The following is a 21,410-nucleotide window of genomic DNA, read 5'->3' as shown; positions in this document are numbered from 1 at the left end:
CTCAGTCGTCCTGTTCCAGCCAGAAGGTGTCGGGCTTGTAGGCGCCGAGGTAGCTCGTCGGGTCGAAACCGTACAACCCTTCATCGGGGAAATTGCGCAGCTTCTTCGTGACGAGGATCGGCTGCAGCGAGCTGTTGACCAGCCCGATCGAGAAGACCTGATCCGTGTAGATGGACAACATCTGTCTCCAGATGTCGGCCCGCTCGGCATCGTCCGCGGAATGCCTCCAGCGCTTGAGCAGGTCGAGGAGCTCGACGACCGCGGGAAGGTCGGGTGCCTCGCCCATTTCGCCATGCGACATATAGTTCAAACCCCAGACGGGCCACTGCAGCTGGTCGTCCGTGGTCGGTGCAAGCTGGCTGGGGCTCATGTCCGCGGTCGGCACGCCGTTGTCGAGACCGAACCACATCGACATGATGATCTCGCCGCCGACAGCGCGGCTGCGGAAGGTGTCGCGCTGCGAGGTGCGAATGAAGAGCGAAATGCCGACCTCACGCCAGTAATCGGTTATGAGCTGCAGTACATCGGTATCGAGCGTGCTTTCGCCGGCCGTCTCTACGACGATCTGCGCCTTTCGGCCGTCGGGAAGAATACGGATTCCGTCGCCGCCGCGCTTGGCCAGTCCGGCCGCGTCGAGCAGCGCGTTCGCCTGTTCCGGATCATGGGCGATCCAGGCATTCGCGAATTCGGGCCGGAAGAGAGGACTTTCAGGCAGCACAGTGTCGGCGCTTTCCTTCGTCAGCCCATAAAAGGCGGCCATGTTGATTTCGCGACGGTCGATTGCAAGCGACAGCGCACGACGGACGCGCACGTCCCTGAGCAGCGGCCGCCACACCGGGTCGGCAGAGTTGAGGTTCGGCAGCAGCGCCAGGCGTGACCCCGACGTCTTCTTCCAGAGCTTTACCTCGACCGGGTGCCGCTTCTCCGCATCTTTGAGATAGGTATAGTCAACGAAATCGACCCCATAGGCCTGCAGGTCGCTTTCGCCCGTGCCGGCCTTCGCCGGAATGAGCGAGGACGAACTGACGCTGAGCACGAACCGGTCGATATAGGGCAGTTGCAAGCCGTTTTCGTCCACCCGATGGTAATAGGGATTGCGTTCGAACACGAACTGTTCGGCCGGCAGGGGCGTGGTGTTGCGCCACGGGTCGAGGGTCGGCAAATCCGGATTTTCGGGCCGGTAAGAGCGCGCCATCCGCATGTGCAGCTGGCTCCACTTCTTGACCCGCTGTTCCTTCAGGAACGTCTTCAGCTTGTCCTCGTCCTGATATTTTGTGTGGAACTGCTTGAGATAGGCCGAGGGCATGACGACGACCAGCGGCTGTGGTGCAGCGAGTTCCTGCAGGAAAACCGGGTTCGGCATCGACCAGGAATAGCGGACCGTTCGCTCGTCGACGATTTCGAACTTAGGCGCCTGCCCGTCCATGACCATCGCCGGCGGCAGGCCGGCCGGGGTAAGATTCTCGTTGAGGAGCACGTCTTCGAAGCAATAGCGGAAGTCCTCGGCCGTCAAAGGCGTGCCGTCCGACCACTTGTGTCCCTCGCGCAGATGAAAGGTGAAGATACGATCCTCGACCGTCTCGTAGCTTTCGAGAATATCGGGCTGGAGATTGAGCTTCTCGTCGTAGCCGACCAGGCGGGTATAGCCGTAGATCGTCATCAGGCGAATGTCCTTCGCACTGCCGATCAGGCTGCGGATCGTGCCGCCGTGGCGGCCGGCCTTTCGTCCCATCGCCGCGACATCGATCACCCTCGGCGTCTTCGGCAATCGTTCGCCGACCGGCGGAAGCTTGCCTTCCTGAACGAGGGCGGCGAGCGCGTCGGTTCCGCCTGCGGCCGCGAGCATTGCTTTTGGAAACGCAGCCGACGCGAGAATGCCAAGCGCGGTTCTTCGGGTGATCATCGGCGTAACTCCCTGGCATCCACCGATTCGCGGGCGAGGACATAGTGCCCGCCACCGAGGTCGGCGGGAATAAGAGCACCGTTCTCGCCGCCGTCGGAAAATTGCGCGCCCCAGCGCTCCTGGTCCGATCCGCCGCTCGCCGCAAGGGAATCGAAGTCGAGCTTACGGTCGAGGTCGGGATAGGGAACGGCGGCGAGGAGCGACTTCGTGTAGGGGTGGACCGGATTGCGCATCAGCACCTCGCGCGGCGCCAGCTCCACGATCCGGCCCGCGCACATGACCGCGATCCGGTCGGCCATGTAGTCGACGACCGCGAGGTTGTGCGAGATGAACAGCATCGTCAGGCCGAGCTCTTTCTGCAAGTCCTTGAGAAGATTGAGGATCTGTGCCTGCACAGAAACATCGAGCGCAGAAACGGGTTCATCGCAGATCAGAAGCTGCGGCACGAGCGCGAGCGCCCGGGCGATCCCGATGCGCTGCCGTTGCCCGCCGGAGAAGCTGTGGGGATAGCGATTGATGAAGCGCTGGTCGAGCCCGACCGCCTGCAAAAGGGAGCGAACGTGTTCCTCACGCGATTTCGGCGTCCCTCGGCCGTGAATCTCCAGCGGCTCGCTGAGGATGTTCTTTACGGTCATGCGCGGCGAAAGCGACGAGACGGGATCCTGGAAGACCATCTGGATCTTCGCCCGCAAAGCCTTGAGTTCCCCGCCGTCGAGCTTCAGGACGTCGAGCGCGCCCTCCCCGTCGTCGAAGGTAATCGTGCCCTTGTCAGGCGTCACGGCCCGCATGAGGATCTTGCTGACGGTCGTCTTGCCGCAGCCGCTTTCGCCGACGAGCCCGAGGCATTCACCGCGGCGGATGTCGAAGCTGACATTGTCTACAGCGCGATGCCGATATGCGGTGCCGCTGCCGAACCAGCCGGAGCTGCGCGTGGAAAACGTCTTCGAAAGATTGCGGACGGACACGAGGACATTGGGACCCGCGGCTTTCTTGACTTCGCGGTCGCCGACGATCGCGCCGGCCTTGACCGGCACCTCGCGCAACGCCTTCAGCCGCTCGCCCGGTTTCATGTCGAAGTGCGGCACGGCAGCCATCAAACCCTTGAGATAGGGATGCCGGGGATTGCGGAAGATCGCATCCACAGGTCCTGCCTCGACGATCTCGCCGTGGTAGATAACCACCACCTCGTCGGCCATGTTGGCAACCACCCCGAGATCGTGGGTGATCAGAAGCATGGCCATGTTGAGCTTGCTTTGAAGCTCGCGCAAAAGCTGCAATATTTGCGCCTGAACCGTCACGTCGAGGGCCGTCGTCGGTTCGTCCGCGATGAGCAGCGCCGGTCGGCAGATCAGCGCCATCGCGATCATCGCGCGCTGTCGCATGCCGCCGGAAAGTTCGAAGGGATACATGTCGTATGCCCGCTTCGGATCGGAAAAGCCGACATAGCCGAGCAGTTCCTCCGTTCTCTCGCGGCGCCCTGCCTTGTCGGTATCCGTATGGATCTTCAGCACTTCCGAAATCTGGTTGCCGATCGTGTGAAGCGGCGACAACGAAGTCATCGGCTCCTGGAAGATCTTGCTGATGCGTGCGCCGCGGATCTCCTGGATATCGCGCCCGTCCGTATCCAGCGAAAGCAGGTCGACGCCCTTTGCCTCGGCTTCGGGATCGTTGAACAACACCCGGCCGCCGACGCTTGCCACGCTCGGCAGGATGCCCATGATCGCCTGGCTGATGGCCGATTTGCCGGACCCGGACTCGCCGACGAGCGCCGTCACCCTTCCGGGCAGAATTCTGAAATTCGCTCCCCGAACGGCTTCAACCTCGCCGCCTAGCACCGAGAATGTGATCCGCAGACCCTCAACTCGCAGCAGGTCCGCTCCTGACGTCATCGCAGCACGCTTCCCTCAATACCCCTCCTGCACAATTCCAACTCGAGGCCGCCCCCAAAATAAAATCATGCAGCCACTTTCTGCAGCGCCGCGCGTCTGACCCCGCGTGCAAAGCTAGCCCCGCCGGAGGCACCGTAACTTTTTGCCACTCAAAAACAGTAGCCTAGGTTAAACGGGCTGTCCAGCAGGCCACCGGAAGGTCAGGAAGCGTGGAGCGGCATTAAGAGAAGGGGCAGCTGCCGTTGGTCAGGACGTCCTCGCAGCGCGGCGAACGCCGGAAATCGTCGTAATAGAGCGTCCAATCGGTCGTATCGGCGGCCCGATAAGGTCCGAACTTGAAGTACTGGTTCTCACCGAGGCCCTTGTCCGCATGGCCCACATGGCCTTTGACGGAAACGATCGGCTGGCCGTTGGCAAAGAGCTCTATGTGGCCCGAGCCGTCGGGACCGGGTTTCGTGAAGACGACGAAATCGATCCAGCCGGACTTCGGATCCGGCAAGGGATTGCCATGGCTGGTAATGGTGATCCCGTCCGTGCATGAATTGAAGAGGCTGCCGTCTTCCGGCTTCCAGTTGCCGTCGGTCGCCACCAGCATGCGCATCTGGTTGACTTCCGGACGGAGCCAGACCGGCGCCTGGCCTGGGGCGCAACGCGCCGCTACGCCATCAGGGCCGGCGGTGACCGGAGGCAGATCGTTGGTTTCGACCGTGGCGAAGAGCTTTCCAAAATTCATGCGCAGCGCCAGGAAGGGGCTGAAGTCGCCCTCGGCACCGGGATCGATCTCTCGCTTCCACTGTGCGATGAGATAGCGGTGGTCGTCGCTCGGCACCGGATCGTCGAACTTTACCGAGAAGCCGTACCAGACCCCCTTGTCGTAGGGTACTCGCAACTCGGTCTTTTCCCAGATCTCCGCGCGTTCGCTGCAGCCGTCGTGATCCGCAGGGCAATTCGGCACGATGCTAAGCTTCAGCCCTCCGTTGCCGCTGCGTTTGACGGCGCTCTGGAACTCGTATGTGCCGGCGCTCTGCTCGAAATTCTTGCGGTAGTAGAGCCCCCCGTCAGGCGCGAAATCCGTGCCCTCGAAACCATCGAACAATTTCCGTTCGTAGACTGCCGGCTCCTCCGCCGACTGGGCATAAGTGAGACTCGGCAAGGCAATCGCCGAGGCCAGCAGAGCTATACGAAACATCGGTCCCCTCATTGCAGCATCTTGTCGATCAGACCGCGCGGGCCGGGCGGCCGCTTCTTGTTGCGGTAGAGCAACATGACATGCTCGGCCTCGGAAAGTCCATCCTCGGTTGCATCATATGCCCGCTCCTGCGCGATTGCGGCAAGTGCGGTATCCCGCGGGTAGAGGACCGTGAACTTCTGACGAACCCCGCGCAGTTTCTCCTGCCCGAGCGTTTGCCATTCCCCGCCGCAATAATTCACGAAGGCCTCGCTCGCGACGACGCTGTGGTCATATTTCTTCGTCAGATTCTGCAGCCGCTGTACCTCGTTCACCGCAGAGCCGAACACCGAGAAGGTCAGCCGGTCGCGCAGGCCGACATTGCCGAACATGACGTTCCCGACATGCAGGGCGATGCCGTAGCCGATTGGGTCGCGGCCCTGCGTCCTGCGTTCCGCGTTGAGGGCGGCCATGCGCGCCGTCGCCGCGCCCACGGCGGCGAATGCCTCGCGGCTGGCCATCTCCGACGGCTCCTTATGTCGGCCGCAGGGGTAGACGCCGATGAAGCCGTCGCCGATGAAGCTCAGTATCTGTCCGCCGTTGCGGTTGAAGGGCGTGGCGATCGCGTCGAAGAATCCGTTCAACGACTCGATATAAGCCTGCCGGCCTTCCTTTTCGGCAAGCATCGTCGACTGGCGCATATCCGCCATGACGAGAACTGCGCGCACCGTCTCGCCGTCGCCCCGCCGGACCTGGCCGCTCATCACGCGGCGCCCGGCATTGGCGCCAAGATAGGTGGTCAGCATGTTGTCGGCGAGCTTGCCGAGCACGGCCACTTTGGCAGCGATCGCCAGATGGTTCTGAAGTCTGAGAAGGGCCGCAATGACGTCGTCGCTGAAACCTCCCTGACGGTCCGTCGTCCACGAGCCGACCATTCCGTGTTCGGATTCGGCTCCAAGAGGTTGCATGAAGGCTATGTAGTCGGTCGCTCCCTGCTCCTTCAGCTCGTCCAGAATCGGAAACTCCGAGGGCAAGGCGGGATCGATCCGGCGCCTGACATGATCGAGATTGTTGCTGAGCAGGTAATAATACGGGCTGTGCAGGAATCGCTCGGGATTGAGCGCCAATTCCTCATGGCGCAGACCGCTCACCTCGACACCCTGACCTCGCCACCAGGTGAAGCCGAGGGCGTCGTAAAGCGGGTGAAGCATCGAGAAAGACAGATGGACGCGCATGAGCGGCAGGCCCGCCGCCGCCAACCGCTCACAGAAACCGCGCACGATGGTTTCGAGTGTTTCGTCGCTGAGCGAGGTTCGCATGAGCCAGTCGGCGACCTTGTCCAGGAGGATTTGGGAAACGTTGTCGTTGATCGGGCTCATGCCATGTCCTCATCGTCGCGGCAACGGTCGCCACCGGCGCCGACCGCGAAGCAGCGATCGCTCGCTCGCGGTAGCACTGAGTGGGTACCCGTCGGTGAAAGAAGGCTCCCGCCGCCTCCCGCGGCCGTTCGTGCAGCGATCGGGTCACCGCTGCGCTCCTGCAGATATTCACCGGGGAGCACATTTTCCAGAGACCACGAGCGATTTTTGATCGTTGCCGGATCGTACACGCAACAGCCCTGCGCATTGCACCCTGAAATTGCTGGGGTCCCTCACGACCGCGCGCCTGCCCGGGCCAGACAAAACGACGCAGGCCTTGAGGCGTGCGGCTTCGCCGACGGCGCGCCGCGCTTGACTTGCGGTGGCTTTCCCGCCAACAAAGCGGCACCGGGCTCCGCAGCCGGATCGCTGAAGCGGCCCTCCCGGCAACAGAACTGGAAGCCAATCTTGACCTCTCCGCATCACGACAGGCTGCTCGAATCGATCTCCCGCCGCACCGCCCGCGTCGGTGTGATCGGCCTCGGCTATGTCGGCCTGCCGCTTGCCGTTGCAATCGCGCGCTCCGGCTTCCATGTCACCGGTTTCGACATAGACCCGGGCAAGATCGTCGCGCTCGACGCCGGGAGCTCCTATATCGAAGCGGTTTCGGACGCGGCGCTTGCCCGTGAAGCCGGCGCCGGGCGGTTCCGCTCCACGACCGACTTTTCGGATCTCGGCCTTTGCGACGTCATCATCATCTGCGTGCCGACCCCGCTCACCAGGCACCGCGATCCCGACCTCTCATTCGTGGAGAATACGTCGCGCGAGATCGCTGACCGCTTGCGGCCGGGTCAGCTCGTCGTTCTGGAGTCGACCACCTATCCCGGCACCACCGACGGTATCGTGCGCTCCATCCTGGAGGAAACGGGGCTCAAGTCCGGCGCCGACTTCTTCGTCGGATTCTCGCCGGAGCGGGAAGACCCGGGCAATCGCGCTTACGAGACCACGAGCATCCCCAAGGTCGTGGCCGGAGACGGCCCAACGGCCGCAGCGCTGATGGAGCGGTTCTATGCCGCCGTGGTCACGACGGTGGTTCCGGTTTCGTCCAACGCGACCGCAGAGGCGGTGAAACTGACCGAGAATATCTTCCGCGCCGTCAACATCGCCCTCGTGAACGAACTAAAGGTCGTCTACGAGGCGATGGGCATCGATGTCTGGGAGGTGATCGATGCCGCCAAGACGAAGCCCTTCGGTTACATGCCCTTCTATCCGGGACCCGGGCTCGGCGGCCACTGCATTCCCATCGATCCGTTTTATCTGACATGGAAATCCCGGGAGTACGAGCTGCCGACGCGCTTCATCGAGCTCGCCGGGGAGATCAATTCGGCAATGCCCCGTCACGTTGTGGCAAGGCTCGCCGAGGCGCTCGACCGGCGGGAGGGAAAGGCGCTCAGCCGCTCGGCGGTCCTCGTCATCGGCCTCGCCTACAAGAAGAATGTTCCGGACATTCGTGAAAGCCCCTCCCTGAAGCTGATAGAACTCATCGAGGAGCGTGGCGGCAGGGCCGCCTTCTACGACCCCCATGTGGATGAAATTCCCTCGACCCGAGAACACATGGCCTTGAAGGGCCGGCGGTCGGTCGTCTTCGACCAAGCGACGGTTCGCGGCTTCGATGCCGTGCTTATCGCGACCGACCACGACGCGGTGGACTATGCCGCGCTTGCCGACTGGGCGCCGCTGATCGTCGACACGCGCAACGTCTTCGCGCGCCACGGCCTTGCTGCCGAGCACATCGTCAAGGCTTGACCGCGGGGGGAATATCCCCGGTGCTCGACAGGTCCGCTTCGGCAAGACCGGCCTTCAGGTTCCGGGCGGCCACCGCATAGCCGCCGGCCGCACCGTCGATGAAGTGCATGTGGTCTCTGCTCATCGGGCTCGGAACGATGCACGTCATCAGCGCCGAATCCTGCCGGTGCAGCCCGTAGCGGCATATGCCCGCCGCCGCTCCCTGCTTCAGCCGTTCCTCGATACGGCGCAGCCGATCGAGACTGACGTCGATCGTCATCTTCAGCGCGTCGTCGAACTTGCGGAAGTCCGAATTGCTGGCGAGGTCGCGCGCGTATCGCTTGACGTCGAACGGTCCGAAATTGATGCCGAGCCTGAAACAGAGAAACAGTGCAAGGCTCTGCGCCGCAACGAAGGACCAGGCGAGGAAGCGCCGGCCCCTCGGCGCGACGGCGCGCGATTCCACCGTAATGCCGCGCACGGAAAGGTGCGGCTCGGGTCCTTTTTCCGGTACCGGGTGCCCGCCTCGCTCCTCCCCCTCGGCCAGGGACACGATGTCGCCGATCAGCGCCTGGTATTCCGGACCGATGCCCCGCTCCCCCGGCACCGCGATAATGGAGACGATCGCTCCGTGGTGCGAGACGATCGGATTCCAGCGGCATGACAATCCTGTCAGGTCGGGTCTCGTGCCGGGCGGCGCGGCCTCGATCTGGTAGCGGCCCGCCTTCATTTCCGCTTCCGCCCAACTGGCACCACCGCCGGAAAACATGGCGTAGGAGACCTCCTCGCTCGCCTTAAAGCGGGCGACACGCATGTCGAACCCGCTGGCGCGCACGTCTGATACCGGGACGATTGCGGCGCGAAGCTCAAGGCCCAGTTCCTCCGCCACCCATGTCTTGGCCGCGGCGAGCACGTCCCTCGCTTTTGCCGCCAGCGTTCCGGGCACGGCAGCGAGCGCCCCGTCGCCACCGAAGACGAATGCGAGGTTTTTCTCGTCGAGCCCGTTCATGAGCGCCGAGATGACGCTCGCGCCCGCCATGTTCACGCTCTTGTATCGCCCTTCGGCGATCGCTCCCGTCGAATTGACGATATCGGCAACGGCGAGCCACCAGCCGTCGGGCAAGGGCCGGTAGTTGGCCTCGTCGGCGACCCCTTCGAATGCCGCGAAAAGAGGAAGGCCCGCGTAAAATTCCCTGTCGGCCGGCTGCACCATCGTTGCCAAACTCCTAGAGGCGACATCTGTTGCTGATTTCCAGGCTGGAGCGATTTTCAGCCGATTACGACGGATAAAGCACCTTCGCTTCGATGGATAGATTTCTCTTCTCGCCATGCAATGCGTGCGCGACGGCGCCAATGGCATTGCAGGACCCTCATGATTTGTGCTTGTCTAATCACTACGCCCGGGCAAAATGCCACGGCAGGCAGGATAAAGCCGGAACGGAATGCAGGACGATACATTTCGAGTGAAGTTTTGGGGCGTAAGAGGCAGCTTGCCGGTATCCGGCGAGCAGTTCCTGCACTACGGAGGAAACACGCCCTGCATCGAAATTCGCTGCGGCAAAGAGGTGCTGATATTCGACGCGGGCTCGGGCCTGCGCGAGGCCGGGCTGTCGCTGATGTCCGAAGGCATCGCCGAATTCGACGTTTTTTTCACCCACACCCATTACGATCACATCATCGGCCTGCCCTATTTCAAGCCGATCTACCGCTGCAGCTCCGCCGTCCGCTTCTGGTCCGGCCATCTCCACGGCACGATGTCCACGGCCGAAATGATCAACGAGTTCATGAGGCCGCCATGGTTCCCGGTCGGAACGGGCATCTGTCAGGCGAGCCTCGACACCGTCGATTTCCGTCCGGGTGAAACACTATCGCCGCGAGAAGACATTTCCATTCGCACCATGAGCCTCGTGCATCCCGGGGGATGTGTCGGCTACCGTATCGAATGGGGCGGACGGGCGGTCGCGCTCCTCTACGACACGGAACACGAACCCGGGATTCTCGACCCCGCACTCCTCGATTTCATTGCCGGAGCCGATCTGATGATCTATGACTGCACCTATCTGGAAAGCGAGATGCCGACCTTTCGCGGCTACGGACACTCGACCGGGATGCATGGATCAAAGCTCGCCAAAGCCGCCGGCGTCACGCGTCTCGCCATGTTCCACCACGATCCGTCGCGCACCGACGCCGCACTCGCCGCCATCGAACAGGAAGTCCAGGCTTTCTTCTCGGGTGCCTTTGCCGCGTGCGACCGTCAGGTCATCGATCTATAAGATCCGCAACGCTGCGCCAGCGGCAGGCAGCGTGCGAGGCGGTGATGTCGAAAAGTCTGGATAGGAATTCCCATACGCTCTCGTCGTGAACGAGGTGGTGGATAAGAATTCCCACCGTCCCGCCGCGCTTCTCGATTTCATCCAGCCGGCGATCGATGTCGCGAAGAATCTCGCCATGAGGACGGCAGCCGCGGGTGCCGTGCCAGTCCATCACATCCACATGGGCGTTTATGAGCTGCAGCCCCGGAGCGCGTAACACCGCGGATTTTGCCCCGTCCTCCGGTCCGAAAACCGAAAGGGCCCTAAAGCCGATCTCGTACAGTCCGGGCACCAGCCCCGGGTCGATCCGGTTCCATGGCGGAACGAGGAGCGGCACCAAAGCGGCGGGATAAAGCGCGCGCAGACGCGCCCAGCCGGTGCGCAAGTCGGACGCAATCATCTCGCGCGACCTGTGCCCTCCCAGTTCCTGGCGTTTTTCCGTAGGGGGGGCGTGGTTTTGATGGGACCACCCGTGGACGGCAACATCGACAAGCGGGCGGCCGGCAAGGCAGCGCGAAAGGCGCTCGTCGGTACCTGCTGGTATGACGGCCAAGGTCACCGGTACCGAAAAGCGGTCGGTGAGGTCGAGCAATCGGTGGAGCGCGGCCGTCGGCTCGATGGCGTCGTCGTCCCGCAGCCAAAAGTCGACCGATTCGCCTGCCTCCTGCAGGCGATCGAGCCTGTCGGCCAGCGTTTCCCAGATCGATGCGATCGTCATTTCGCACTCCCAACGAACTCGGCGAAGATTCCCGAGAGACGTGCGGCGGCGGCGGGAAGCGAGCGGTGCTCGAAAACGAAGCGCCGCGCGCGCTCGCCAAATTGTCTGCGTAGGGATCCGTCCAGGAGGAAGCGCCGCACCGCTGCCGCCAGTGCGTCGATGTCCCCGGACGCCGTCAGATATCCCGTTTCGCCGTCATGTACGACTTCCGGCACACCCGCCGTGCGCTGCGCGACGACCGCGAGGCCTGCAGCCTGCGCCTCCAGATAGGACAAGCCGTAGGCCTCCCCGCAGCCTGGCCAGACATAAAGGTCGCCGCCGGCGAGAATCTCCGGAATCGCCTGAGGCGGCCTTTCGCCAAGCCAATCCAGCCGTTCTGCGGGCACGGCCGAAAAGGCTTCCGATACGTCAGCCCGTGCAGGGCCGTCGCCAACCACGGTCAGCGTCCAGGGCACATCGGCGACGAGCGCGAGCGCGCGGGCAAGCATGCGATAACTATCCATCTTGTCGCCCTGACGCATCATCGCAACGGCAAGCAGGCGGTTGCCGCCGGCCCCGGTCCTTCGCAGGTCACGAAACGGCGACACATCGATGAAAGGGGCGAGCAGCGCAGAGCGCACTTCGGGTACCACCTCTTCGAGACCCTCGCGGTCACGATGGGTGAAACAGATGTTGACCGCAGCCTGCCTTGCACCGGCGGCGACCTCATCTTGCGCAAGTTTCCATGACCCCAGGTTGCGCCGAAAGGAATAAGAACTCTCGGCAGTAACGTATGGAATGGAGAACTCCGCCGAAAGCGCGGGACCAATGAGATCCGGAGCCTTGTAGTACGGGTGGTAGCAAAACCAGAGGTCGGGCGGCCCTTTCGACTGCCAGAGCCGCCGAAGCCGTGCGATCTCCCCTTCGGCCTCCTTGCGGAACGCTGAAAATGCCGCATCCGAGGCTTCACGCGAGAAGGTGCGCAGCTCCGAGGCAATGCCGACCTCGTGACCTGCCAGCCGCAGCGCTTCGATCAGCATGCGTGCCATCTGCCTGTCGCCGGAAGGGACAGGGTGGTCGGGTGATTTCAGTGGCGCATGAAAGGCGATGTTCATTCGGCGCGAGCTATCCCGCCTCCCGTCGCGATGTCAACAGGCCCCCAGCCCGCCGATGTGCGGCTGCAGTGCACCGGCTATTCCGCCGCTGCCTCCCCGCCTTGGGCGAGCGCCGCGTTCTTCTTGGCGATGGCGTCGCGTGTCGCAGCAGCTGCCGCCGGCGCCGATTGCACGTCGTCTCCGGCCACCTGGACCGTCGGCGAGGCGAACTGGATGCCGTTGGTCTTGAAGGCCTCCTTGATCATGGCCTGGGCCCTTCTTCTCACCTGGGTCTGGTGGCCCGGCTTGGTTTTCATGGCGAAGCTCAGCGTTATGCCGTAATCGCCGAACTGCTCGACGCCTTTCATCTTCACCGTTTCGATGATCATCGGCGCGAGCTCCGGGTCTTCGAGCAAGGAAGCCCCGATGCCCTTCACGACCTTCTTCACCTTGGCGACGTCGGAGTCATAGGAAACATTGATCAGGAACTTGTCGATGACCCAGTCGCGGCTCATGTTCTGCACCGCGCCGAGCGAGCCGAAGGGCACGGTGAACACCGGTCCCCGGTGATGTCGCAGCTTGACGGAGCGGATGCTGAAGGACTCCACCGTGCCCTTGTAGCTGCCGCTCTGTATATATTCGCCGACCCGGAAGGCATCGTCCATCATGTAGAAGATGCCGCTGATGATGTCCTTGACCAGCGTCTGGGAGCCGAAGCCGATGGCGACGCCGAAAACCCCGGCGCCGGCGATCAACGGACCGACTGCGACGCCAAGACCCGAAAGCACCATCATACCGGCGACGACCGCGATGAAGGCCGCTAGGAAATTGCGCAGGATCGGCAGCAGCGTGCGCAGGCGCGTGTTGCGCGCGAACTCGGCGGAATCCTGCACGGTCAGGCTGGCGCGCGCCATGCGCACGTTGATGGATTCCTTGGCAAGCTGCCAGACGAGATCGGCCGCAAGCAGTATGACGATGCCGGCCAGCACGCCGCGGAAGATGCGGTTGAAGGCATCGTCCTGCATCATCTGCGCGCCGTCGATGCGGAAGGTCATGGCAAGCCACACGGCCGCGAGCGCGATGATCACCAGCCTCGCCCCTCGCTCGATCAGAACATTGCGCAGGACGCGGAAGTCCTCCGCCGCGGCAGCATCCAGCATCGCTCTGGTCGCGGCGCTGGTGAAGCGCAGCAGAGGCGGCAGACCGAGGGCATAGACGCCGAGCCAGAACAGCACATCCATGCCTGCAACCCAGAAGACCCAGAGCAAGACCAGGAAGGAAACGATCAAGGCATTTCGCAGGATGCGACGCGCGGGCGCCATCTCGGCAATCGGCCGGCGCAAGGTCGTGTCGATCGCCAGTCCGAGAACGAAGAGCCCCAGGACCGCGCCGGTGAGGTTGCGCACGTCTTCGGGAAACGCGAGCGCGCGCATCATATCGCCGATGGCCCATACGAAAGCGACGGTGCAGATGAAGTGCACGGACCGCCTGAGCCAGTAACGGGCACGATGCGGAGCAAGCGTTACATACGACCTCGCCTGATCCGTGGCCGCCCCCGAGATGGCCGGCGTCAACACGGCCGATGCGATCGCGATCAGAAGTCGAGCCACGATCCAGGCGATCAGGAGCGGCGCCACCGCTGCCCCGAGGTGACGCGGCCAATCGGCGATCACGAAAGCAGCGACGGCCGCAATGGCGAAGGCGACAAGCGGCGCAATGCGAACGAAGGCCGCCAATCCGCTTCCTGCTCGCACGTGGTTGCGGCTGGCGCTTCGCCGCAGGAGATGGCGCAGAAGGAACTCGGCGCCGTAGCCGATCAGCAGAACCAGGGCAAACGCCCAGATGATCGGCAATCTTCCCTTGCCCTCCATGTCCCCGTACACACGGTCTCGCGCCGCCTGCCATTCGGGCAATACGCGCGGCGCGGCATTCAGAAGTGCAGTAAGGTGCCTCCTGGCCTCGGCCATCCAGCGCGAAGCGAAGCTCTGGGGCGGCGTGACGGCAACGGGCCCGGAGGCCGCCTGCCTGGGTTCGATCCCTTGCCTGGTCTCGATCCCCGGCCTGGTCTCGATCCATTGACGGACCTCGGGATCATCCAGCAGCTGAATGAGCTGCTGCACCTTGGCCGGAGGCGCCGCCCCCGGCTCTTGAGCCGCCGAGAGAGCCGCAGAAGCAAAGATCAGTTGAAGAAAAAAGACAACGACTGCTGCGACGCGCCCTACACCTGCACCCATGCGATAGCCCCCTGATCGCCAGACCACTCGGCGGTGATAGTGGCATATCAACACATACGCGTCACCCCGCAATCCCGTAGCGCTCCGAAGGATGCATGATCGGGTCTCGCGCCGAAGTGCCGGCGCCCGTGCATGTCTTCCTTGGTCGCAGCCGGTCAAAGGAGACATGCAACAGATCAAAGTGCCACAGCGACCTTTGCGCGTCCGGTAAGACGCCCGGCGCTGTAGGCCGGTGCAAGGCTCTCCGGATTATGGTCCGGCTCAAGCCGAACCGGCTTCAGCGGCCGACACTGTGGAGGCATGTTCGCGGGCCGAGTGTTTCAGGGCCGACGACGCAACCGCGTCCCACTGCGAAAGTATGCGTTCCGGCAAGTATCTCTTGGCGCTCGCCTCGGCATTGGTAGCTAAGCGACCCCTGAGTTCACCGTCGCCGAGCACCCTGGACAGTGCCTCGGCAAGCGCATCCACATCGTTGGTGGGAACGAGGATTCCATCCTCGCCATGCTTTACCATGTCCGAGGGGCCCCACTCGCATGCAAAAGAAACCACGGGAAGCCCTGCAGCCATGGCCTCGAGCAAGACGATACCCCATCCCTCGTAACGGGACGACAATACGAAGACGTCGGCCGTCTCCACCCATAGCCCTGGTCTTTGCGTCACGCCCGGTAACTCAACCCTGTCCTTCAGGTCCAGCGCGTCCCGCAGTGCCTCGAGCGATTTCCTGTCATCGCCCTCGCCCCAGATGACGAGCTTCCATTCGGGGTGCCTCGTGGCAATCCGTGCAAAGGCCTCGATCAGGAGATCGAAGCCCTTCTGACGCGTGAGCCGGCCAACAGCGGTCAAGATATTGTTGCCGCGTCTCTTCTGCCATTCGCCGGGCAGGTCGACGGCATTGGCGATCACCCACCCCCTGCTGCGCATCTTCTCCGGAAAATAGTCGAGCGCGCCCCTGGTCATCGTCACCAGACCGAACGCGCGCGGATACAGACGGCGCTGAACCCATTTCCAGACTGGGCCGAAAGGCTGGAGGGCCGGATTGTTGCGCTCGGAAACGATCACCGGAGCCTGCAGCCCAACCGTCGCCAGCAGCGTCAGTACGTTCGTTCGGGTCAGGAAGCTCAACACGAAATCGGGTTGCGAGCGGCGAATGGCGGAACGCAGGCGATAAATTCTCTTGAGCACGAGCAGGCCCGCCTCGATCTTCCCAGCCCTTTGCGGCGGCAAATCGAGACGTTTGATCGCGATCTTCGGATCCAATTCGTAGTAGGGCTTCGCATCCGGCGGCTCGAGAGTGATCAGCGTGACCATGCAGCCAAGCCGGGCCCAATGGTTGGCGACAAGGTTCACCACGTGCTCCGTGCCCCCGGCGCCAAGGCCCGGTAGGACGATCGTCACACGCGCTCCGGAAATATTCGACGACTCAAGCGCCGGGGAATTCGAACTGCCGTTCATTTCGAAATTCCCCTCCCCTGAAGCCCCGCGAACGTCCGGCCCAGGGGTCATGGCTGCCGCCACAGCAACGGTTTCTCTTCGCCCAAGGGACATCATCTGGTGCCTCCATTCCGTCTTCGCGATGCAAAACATCACGATCTTCACCAATGCTGTTTGGAATGTTACCGGGCGCGCCTCACGCCCTATGCAAGCACGTTATTGACAGAATGCTTGTTTTTCATTTCATATTCAAATTGCTAAAACGAATGCCTGAAATTGCCAGCCACGGGACGACCGGCACCATAAGCTTAATTAATTGCTTCAAAGAATCAATACCACACAAGACGCGCGACCACTGCACACGCAAAGAATTTCTTTTTTTCATTCCAAATCTCCTTATGAAATAGGCGGTAGATTTATTTCTGTAACGACATATTGTTCTATTCCGCGCGATCAGTGCGCCAAAACTACTTTTACCATGCGTGCACGGCGCGCCGGTGATCTCAATTTGAGGGACAAACGATGGCAAGCATTCTCAGGCGGGCATGGCGTCGGGTCGAGAAGCGGGTACGGCTTACCAGCCATGCTGCCCAAGCCGACAGCTTCCTGATCTCCTATCCAAAATCGGGGCGCACCTGGTTTCGATACGTTCTTTCCCACTATCTTGCGGCAATCTCGCGGGTGCCGGAGCCTATTGACCTTCACAATATGTTTTCGATCGTACCGAACTTCGATCTTGACCCGGTGCGCGGCATGCCGGGCTACCGCTTCCGCGAGGCAAAAGACGCAATCCCGACGATCCTCGTCAGTCACCTGGACTATCGCGCCAGCTTGTTCCTCAGGCGTCCGGTCATAATGATGGTAAGAGACCCGCGCGACGTGATCGTGTCGGCCTATTTCCATGCGACCCGGCACAAACACCGTTTCGCCGGCACCCTTACGGAGTTCATAAAGGACGATGACCAGGGTATGCCCAAGATGATCAGTTATCTTAATCGCTGGGCAGCCGGTTTGTCCAACCGCGCCCACTTCGTTCTGAGCTACGAGGGGCTCTCCGCCGACACGGAAGGACGAACCGAGGCGGTGCTGGAATTTCTCCGCTGTCCGGTCGATCGAGCGGCGCTCCGGGCTGCAGTCGAGGCTGGGCGGTTCGAGGCCATGCAGGACAGGGAACGGGTAGAAGGCATTCCGGCTCATGACTACGATCGGAACGACGTGGAAAGCCTGCGCATGCGCCGTGGCAAGGCAGGTGGGTTCAGAGACTACCTGGACGAGGCGCAGGTCGCAGAGGTCGAGCGTTTGTGCGCGGCCGACCTGACGGTCGCCGCCAAACGCCTCGTCGGCCACACGGGATTGAACGTCTGAACCCGCACCTGCGCACCCGTTTCCGGATAGAACTGATCTAACGCCGCGCGGCATCGAGGGCTGGCCTGCCGATGCTGGCCCTTGCAAACACCTCCCGCAGGACATGCGCCGTCTTCTCCATTGCCGCCGTATCGAGCGCGGGATCGACCAGGAAGGCCAGGCTCGTCTCGCCGAGCTCGCGCGCGTCGGGCAATCTCTGCGTCGGGACCATGCCGATGTCCGTAAAGGCCTTTTCCAGGTAGATTTCCGAGCAACTGCCGCTGAAGCATGCGACGCCGGCGCCGTTGATTTCGGCAATGATCCGGTCCCGGCTCCAGTCGGGCCGCAGGCGCTCCGGCCGAAGAAACGTATAGAACCTGTACCACGCGTGCTGAATCCCACGGGGCGGCAGAGGCGTGCGCAAAGCCTCGATCTCCTCGGCCGCTCTGGCGACAATGGCCGCGTTGTGCGCTCTTATGCTGCGCCATTCCGTCAGGCGCTGCAACTGACGCGATCCCATGACCGCCTGGATCGACATCATGCGCCAGTTGGTCCCGATGGACTCATGCAGCCAGCGGAAACCCGGAGGGTGCTCCTTGTTGTAGACGGCGTCATACGATTTGCCGTGGTCCTTCCGGCTCCAGGCCTTCTTCCAGAGCTCGTCGTCGTTCATGGCCACGAGCCCGCCCTCGCCTCCAGTGGTGATGATCTTGTCCTGGCAGAAGGAAAAAGCCGCGATATCACCGAAACTGCCGACCGGTCGGCCGTCGATTTCGGCGCCGTGCGCCTGGGCGCAATCCTCTATCACCCACAGCCCCTTTTCGCGGGCTAGCGCCATGATGGCGGGCATGTCGCAGGGCCAGCCGGCCAGATGTACGACGATGACGCCCTTGGTCTTCGGCGTCAGCTTCGCCCTTATGGTTTCCGCGGTGATGTTCTGGCTGTCGCGATCGACGTCGGCGAAAACCGCAACTCCACCCGCCATCGGCACCGTGGAGGCCGAGGCAATGAAGCTGCGCGGCGTCACGATGACCTCGTCGCCCGGCTCAAGTCCGAGCGCGTAGAGCGCGAGGTCCAGCGCCACCGTTCCGTTGGCGAGAGCCACCGCATGTTTTACGCCGAGAAAGCGCTCATACGCAGCCTCGAAGTTGCGTACGTGCGGTCCCGTCCAGGCATTCACTTCGCCAGATCTGAGGATCGACACGACATCCTCGATCTGCTCCTCGTCGTAAACCGGCCAGCGTCCCATCTGTCCCTCCGAATTGAATTGGGTCTTATGGCGTTAGTGAGAAATTCCGAGTGACGCCGTTCCTCAACCTAAACGACGTGCCGGACCAATACGAAAGCTTCGGCCGCTTGCCGCATCACGGTCGCGCCGCGCAAGGTCGCCAGCGCCCTGAGGGTCGCAATCGAGCGCTCATGCGGCGGCTGGCGTACCTGCGAAGCAAACATCTCCATCGCCTTGAGCTTTGCCTCGAGATGTTCGCTGATATCGACGAAGACGTTCGGCACGAATGCCGGAGACAGATAGGGCGCGTTCCAATTGGTCTCGGACAGGGTCTCGTAGGCGAGAACGAGCTTCGGGAATTCCGCCTGATGCGGGCGGCAGGCGACCAGCGCCGACGTGAAGGTCAACTGATGGTCCATGTGCATGTCGCCCACGAAGGGCAATAAGACGGTTTGCGGCGACAGCCGGCGAACGAGCTCGAGCAAGGCGGCATTGACGGTCGCATGCGCCGTTTCCGCAAGCTGTGCCGCCGGCAGCCGGAGCCATATGGTTTCCGTCACGCCCAAGGCGCGGTGCGCTTGCCTCGCTTCCGCCTGTATCCGCGCAGTTCCCTCCGGATCAAAGGCGGGAGGCTTTCCCTCCGTCACGACCGCGACGAACACCTCTTCGCCTTCGGCCGCAAGCCTTGCGATCGTCCCGCCTGCGCCGAGCACCTCGTCATCGGGATGCGGCGCCACGACCAGAGTGCGCCCGAAAGATATCTGCCCGCCACCCATAAAACCTCCTGATCAAAAATATTGTCGCCTTGGCGCGTGCTCATCCGCCGCATCACGCCTTCGGCGTCTCCGCGCCGAGACGACGCGAAACAAACTCCCTGGCCTCTTGCAGATGCCGTTCATGAACCCGCTCGCCGGTGACCAGCGTCTTCACGGTCAACAGGAGGATCCGCGCATCCAGCCAGAGACCGGCGTGTGCGACATACCAGAGGTCGAGAGCGATCTTCTCTTCGTCCGAAAGCCGCGTATTGCCGTTCACCTGTGCCCAGCCGGTCATGCCCGGGGCGACGCGGCAGCGCATGCGGCCGAGTTCGCCGAAGGCGGCGACGGTCGCCAGGGGAAGCGGGCGCGGGCCTACCATCGACATGTCGCCGGAAAGCACGGCAATGAGTTGCGGCAGCTCATCGAAACGCAGCCGCCGCAACAGAGCGGTTGCGGCGGTCTGCCGCATCGCATCCGGCAAAAGCGTGCCGTCAGGCGCCCGCGCATCCGTCATCGTGCGGAATTTGGCAACGGTAAAGACGCGCATCCCCGCACCGGCACGCGCCTGAGTGAAGAACAGTGGCAGGCCGAGGCTAGCCCAAACGACCGCTGCCGTGACCGCCATCAGCGGCAGGCACAGGACGAAAACGGTTCCGGCAAACAGGCAATCGAGGAAACGCTTGAGACGGTAAAATCCCAAGGTGGCAGGCAAGCCAAAGCTGACGGCCGCAGGTTCTCTGTAGGTTTTCAACTCAATATTCCCTTGGCGCAGGGCGCTTAAAGCCTGTTTTAAAAATATCTGAAATTAAGTCTTACATTCCGGCAATTGACACCATGAGTACGTCGCCCGGCACGAGTTCAGTCAGGGTCGATGCCTTTATGCTCGTCGGGGTGCCGCCGACCGGGTTCCGGCGAATCTCATAGGTATATGAAATCTGATTTTTCTTGGACTCGTCTTCGGCCACCGCGGCCATGAGGAGTATTTGCTCTTCGGCGGAGTGCTTTCCGGAAATCAGCTTTTTGATAGCGATCTCACGCGCCTGAAGCTGCGTCAGTATGTCTTTCTCACGATCGGCTGCAAGCTTTGCCAACTGCAGCTTCAACCCGCTCAACTCCTGGCGCGATCGCGCAAGTGTGGCAAAGGTCTCCAGAAGCTGCGCCTGTTCGGCCGAAGCATTGTTTTCCGCGCGGGAAAGATCGCTTTCGGTGTTCAGCCCGCGTTTGCGCAAGGTAGCGATACGCTCCACATCTTCCTTGCTGTTCTGGACCACGTCCTTTTGCTGCAGGATGAGTTGGTTCAGTATCTCGATGCCGCCCTCTGACTGGGTTATGCCCTCAGCCAGGATCTGCGCTTGCGACTTGTTTGCGGCGAGGTCTGCCCTCAGAATCTTTTCTTCGAGCTCGATTACGCCATCGAGGGGCACGCCGTTTACATAGTCGCGAGCCACCTGAGGCACATCGGCAAGGTCAATCTTGTCGCTGGATTTCAACTGAGCCACAAGCCGCGCCGCATAGATGGCCTCGTGGATGATCTCGGCGTTGGCGGCCTCCGCCTCCGCACGCAGACGGGCGCGTGCGACGATCCGGTCGGATGCGCTCGCCGCAGCGACCTGCATGCCTCCGGCAAGACCAATTGCCTGCTCGACGGTCAGCCCGCTGTAGAAAGGAAACGAGCCCGGGGTCTTGACCTCTCCGAGCACGAAGATCGGCCGAAAAGTCGAAATATCGAGAGAGATTTTCGGATCGACGAGAACGTCGCGCCTGCGGTACTCGCCGCGGAGCTTCGCCAGCGCTTCCGGCACCGTGAGGCCGACGACCTCGACCCCGCCGATGAGCGGAAACTGCGCTACGCCGGCGCCCGAGACGGTCGCAGTAACCGGCAAGTCGGCATCGTCAAGGAAGTCGAAGGTCAGAACATCTCCCGAGTTGAGCCGGTAATCACCGGCCTGAGCGGGCATAGACGCAAATATCGGGAACGCGAGCGCCCAAAGAACCATCAGCAGCAGGAACGCCCCAAGCTTCCAACGGGGCAAAATCGTCCCACAAACGGCCGGTGAAATCCCCATCTCACAGCCTCCAAAAAAGGAATAAAGAAAACTCTACCAAAAAATATTGGGCGACTATATTCTTCGATGCGCTATCACGTCAAAGGTTTTTAACTATTCGCAGCCTCATTGTTGGATTTGATCCTTGAGCCATCCCTCTCATG

At 62.2% G+C, this 21,410-nt stretch carries 17 protein-coding genes; 3 read left to right on the top strand and 14 right to left on the bottom strand.

The window, feature by feature from the left end:
* Position 1: 1 nt before the first annotated feature.
* The 4 genes from ACTJKL_RS10040 to ACTJKL_RS10025 all read right to left on the bottom strand — a co-directional run bounded on the left by ACTJKL_RS10040 (position 2) and on the right by ACTJKL_RS10025 (position 6,339).
* Positions 2-1,903 carry an ABC transporter substrate-binding protein gene (locus ACTJKL_RS10040; RefSeq protein WP_440852788.1) on the bottom strand — a complete coding sequence of 634 codons (1,902 nt, stop codon included), beginning with the start codon at positions 1,901-1,903 and terminating at the stop codon, positions 2-4.
* Positions 1,900-3,792 carry an ABC transporter ATP-binding protein gene (locus tag ACTJKL_RS10035; RefSeq protein ID WP_100670482.1) on the bottom strand — a complete coding sequence of 631 codons (1,893 nt, stop codon included), beginning with the start codon at positions 3,790-3,792 and terminating at the stop codon, positions 1,900-1,902. The genes ACTJKL_RS10040 and ACTJKL_RS10035 overlap by 4 nt, the downstream gene beginning before the upstream one ends.
* A 220-nt stretch (positions 3,793-4,012) precedes the next feature.
* Positions 4,013-4,981 (bottom strand): polysaccharide lyase family 20 protein, encoded by a 969-nt coding sequence (locus ACTJKL_RS10030; RefSeq protein ID WP_440852787.1) that lies wholly within the window; start codon positions 4,979-4,981, stop codon positions 4,013-4,015.
* Positions 4,982-4,989: 8 nt separating this feature from the next.
* Complete coding sequence (locus tag ACTJKL_RS10025) at positions 4,990-6,339, bottom strand: adenylate/guanylate cyclase domain-containing protein (protein WP_100670486.1); 1,350 nt, start codon at positions 6,337-6,339, stop codon at positions 4,990-4,992.
* Between the two features lie 447 nt (positions 6,340-6,786).
* Between ACTJKL_RS10025 and ACTJKL_RS10020 the strand changes: the two genes are divergently transcribed.
* Positions 6,787-8,124: a nucleotide sugar dehydrogenase gene (locus ACTJKL_RS10020; RefSeq protein ID WP_275599014.1), complete on the top strand. Its 1,338-nt coding sequence runs from the start codon at positions 6,787-6,789 to the stop codon at positions 8,122-8,124.
* Here the strand turns inward: ACTJKL_RS10020 and ACTJKL_RS10015 are convergent.
* Complete coding sequence (locus ACTJKL_RS10015; protein WP_440852786.1) at positions 8,114-9,316, bottom strand: DUF3095 domain-containing protein; 1,203 nt, start codon at positions 9,314-9,316, stop codon at positions 8,114-8,116. The genes ACTJKL_RS10020 and ACTJKL_RS10015 overlap by 11 nt on opposite strands.
* Before the next feature lie 229 nt (positions 9,317-9,545).
* Between ACTJKL_RS10015 and ACTJKL_RS10010 the strand changes: the two genes are divergently transcribed.
* On the top strand, positions 9,546-10,376 hold the full coding sequence (locus ACTJKL_RS10010) for an MBL fold metallo-hydrolase (protein ID WP_440852785.1): 831 nt from the start codon (positions 9,546-9,548) through the stop codon (positions 10,374-10,376).
* On the opposite strand, the gene ACTJKL_RS10005 is transcribed toward ACTJKL_RS10010, so the two are convergent.
* The 5 genes from ACTJKL_RS10005 to ACTJKL_RS09985 form a co-directional block, all read right to left on the bottom strand.
* Positions 10,363-11,133, bottom strand: coding sequence for a polysaccharide deacetylase family protein (locus tag ACTJKL_RS10005; RefSeq protein WP_411922503.1), 771 nt, complete (start codon positions 11,131-11,133; stop codon positions 10,363-10,365). The two genes, ACTJKL_RS10010 and ACTJKL_RS10005, sit on opposite strands and share 14 nt — an antisense overlap.
* A complete protein-coding gene (locus ACTJKL_RS10000) occupies positions 11,130-12,227 on the bottom strand; it encodes a glycosyltransferase family 4 protein (protein WP_440852784.1) in 1,098 nt (365 codons plus the stop codon). The genes ACTJKL_RS10005 and ACTJKL_RS10000 overlap by 4 nt, the downstream gene beginning before the upstream one ends.
* Before the next feature lie 77 nt (positions 12,228-12,304).
* Positions 12,305-14,440: a mechanosensitive ion channel family protein gene (locus tag ACTJKL_RS09995; RefSeq protein ID WP_411922505.1), complete on the bottom strand. Its 2,136-nt coding sequence runs from the start codon at positions 14,438-14,440 to the stop codon at positions 12,305-12,307.
* Positions 14,441-14,701: 261 nt separating this feature from the next.
* A complete protein-coding gene (locus ACTJKL_RS09990) occupies positions 14,702-15,892 on the bottom strand; it encodes a glycosyltransferase family 4 protein (protein ID WP_411922506.1) in 1,191 nt (396 codons plus the stop codon).
* Between the two features lie 217 nt (positions 15,893-16,109).
* Entirely contained in the window at positions 16,110-16,256 is a 147-nt protein-coding gene (locus ACTJKL_RS09985) for a hypothetical protein (RefSeq protein ID WP_157813654.1), read from the bottom strand.
* 137 nt (positions 16,257-16,393) lie between these two features.
* Between ACTJKL_RS09985 and ACTJKL_RS09980 the strand changes: the two genes are divergently transcribed.
* The gene (locus ACTJKL_RS09980) at positions 16,394-17,236 is read left to right on the top strand and encodes a sulfotransferase domain-containing protein (protein WP_411922507.1); all 843 of its coding nucleotides are present in this window, start codon (positions 16,394-16,396) and stop codon (positions 17,234-17,236) included.
* A gap of 37 nt (positions 17,237-17,273) precedes the next feature.
* On the opposite strand, the gene ACTJKL_RS09975 is transcribed toward ACTJKL_RS09980, so the two are convergent.
* The 4 genes from ACTJKL_RS09975 to ACTJKL_RS09960 form a co-directional block, all read right to left on the bottom strand.
* Positions 17,274-18,464: a DegT/DnrJ/EryC1/StrS aminotransferase family protein gene (locus ACTJKL_RS09975; RefSeq protein WP_411922508.1), complete on the bottom strand. Its 1,191-nt coding sequence runs from the start codon at positions 18,462-18,464 to the stop codon at positions 17,274-17,276.
* 68 nt (positions 18,465-18,532) lie between these two features.
* Positions 18,533-19,219 (bottom strand): PIG-L deacetylase family protein, encoded by a 687-nt coding sequence (locus ACTJKL_RS09970; protein WP_275599002.1) that lies wholly within the window; start codon positions 19,217-19,219, stop codon positions 18,533-18,535.
* A gap of 52 nt (positions 19,220-19,271) precedes the next feature.
* Positions 19,272-19,952, bottom strand: coding sequence for a sugar transferase (locus ACTJKL_RS09965; protein WP_411922509.1), 681 nt, complete (start codon positions 19,950-19,952; stop codon positions 19,272-19,274).
* Positions 19,953-20,013: 61 nt separating this feature from the next.
* Positions 20,014-21,267, bottom strand: coding sequence for a polysaccharide biosynthesis/export family protein (locus tag ACTJKL_RS09960; protein ID WP_411922510.1), 1,254 nt, complete (start codon positions 21,265-21,267; stop codon positions 20,014-20,016).
* Positions 21,268-21,410 lie beyond the last annotated feature (143 nt).

This window comes from Sinorhizobium sp. 22678 (genome assembly GCF_052044265.1).
GTDB classification, from domain to species: domain Bacteria; phylum Pseudomonadota; class Alphaproteobacteria; order Rhizobiales; family Rhizobiaceae; genus Sinorhizobium; species Sinorhizobium meliloti_A.
The sequence above is the reverse complement of the archived record's forward strand: the minus strand, read 5'-3'. Positions and strand labels throughout refer to the sequence as shown.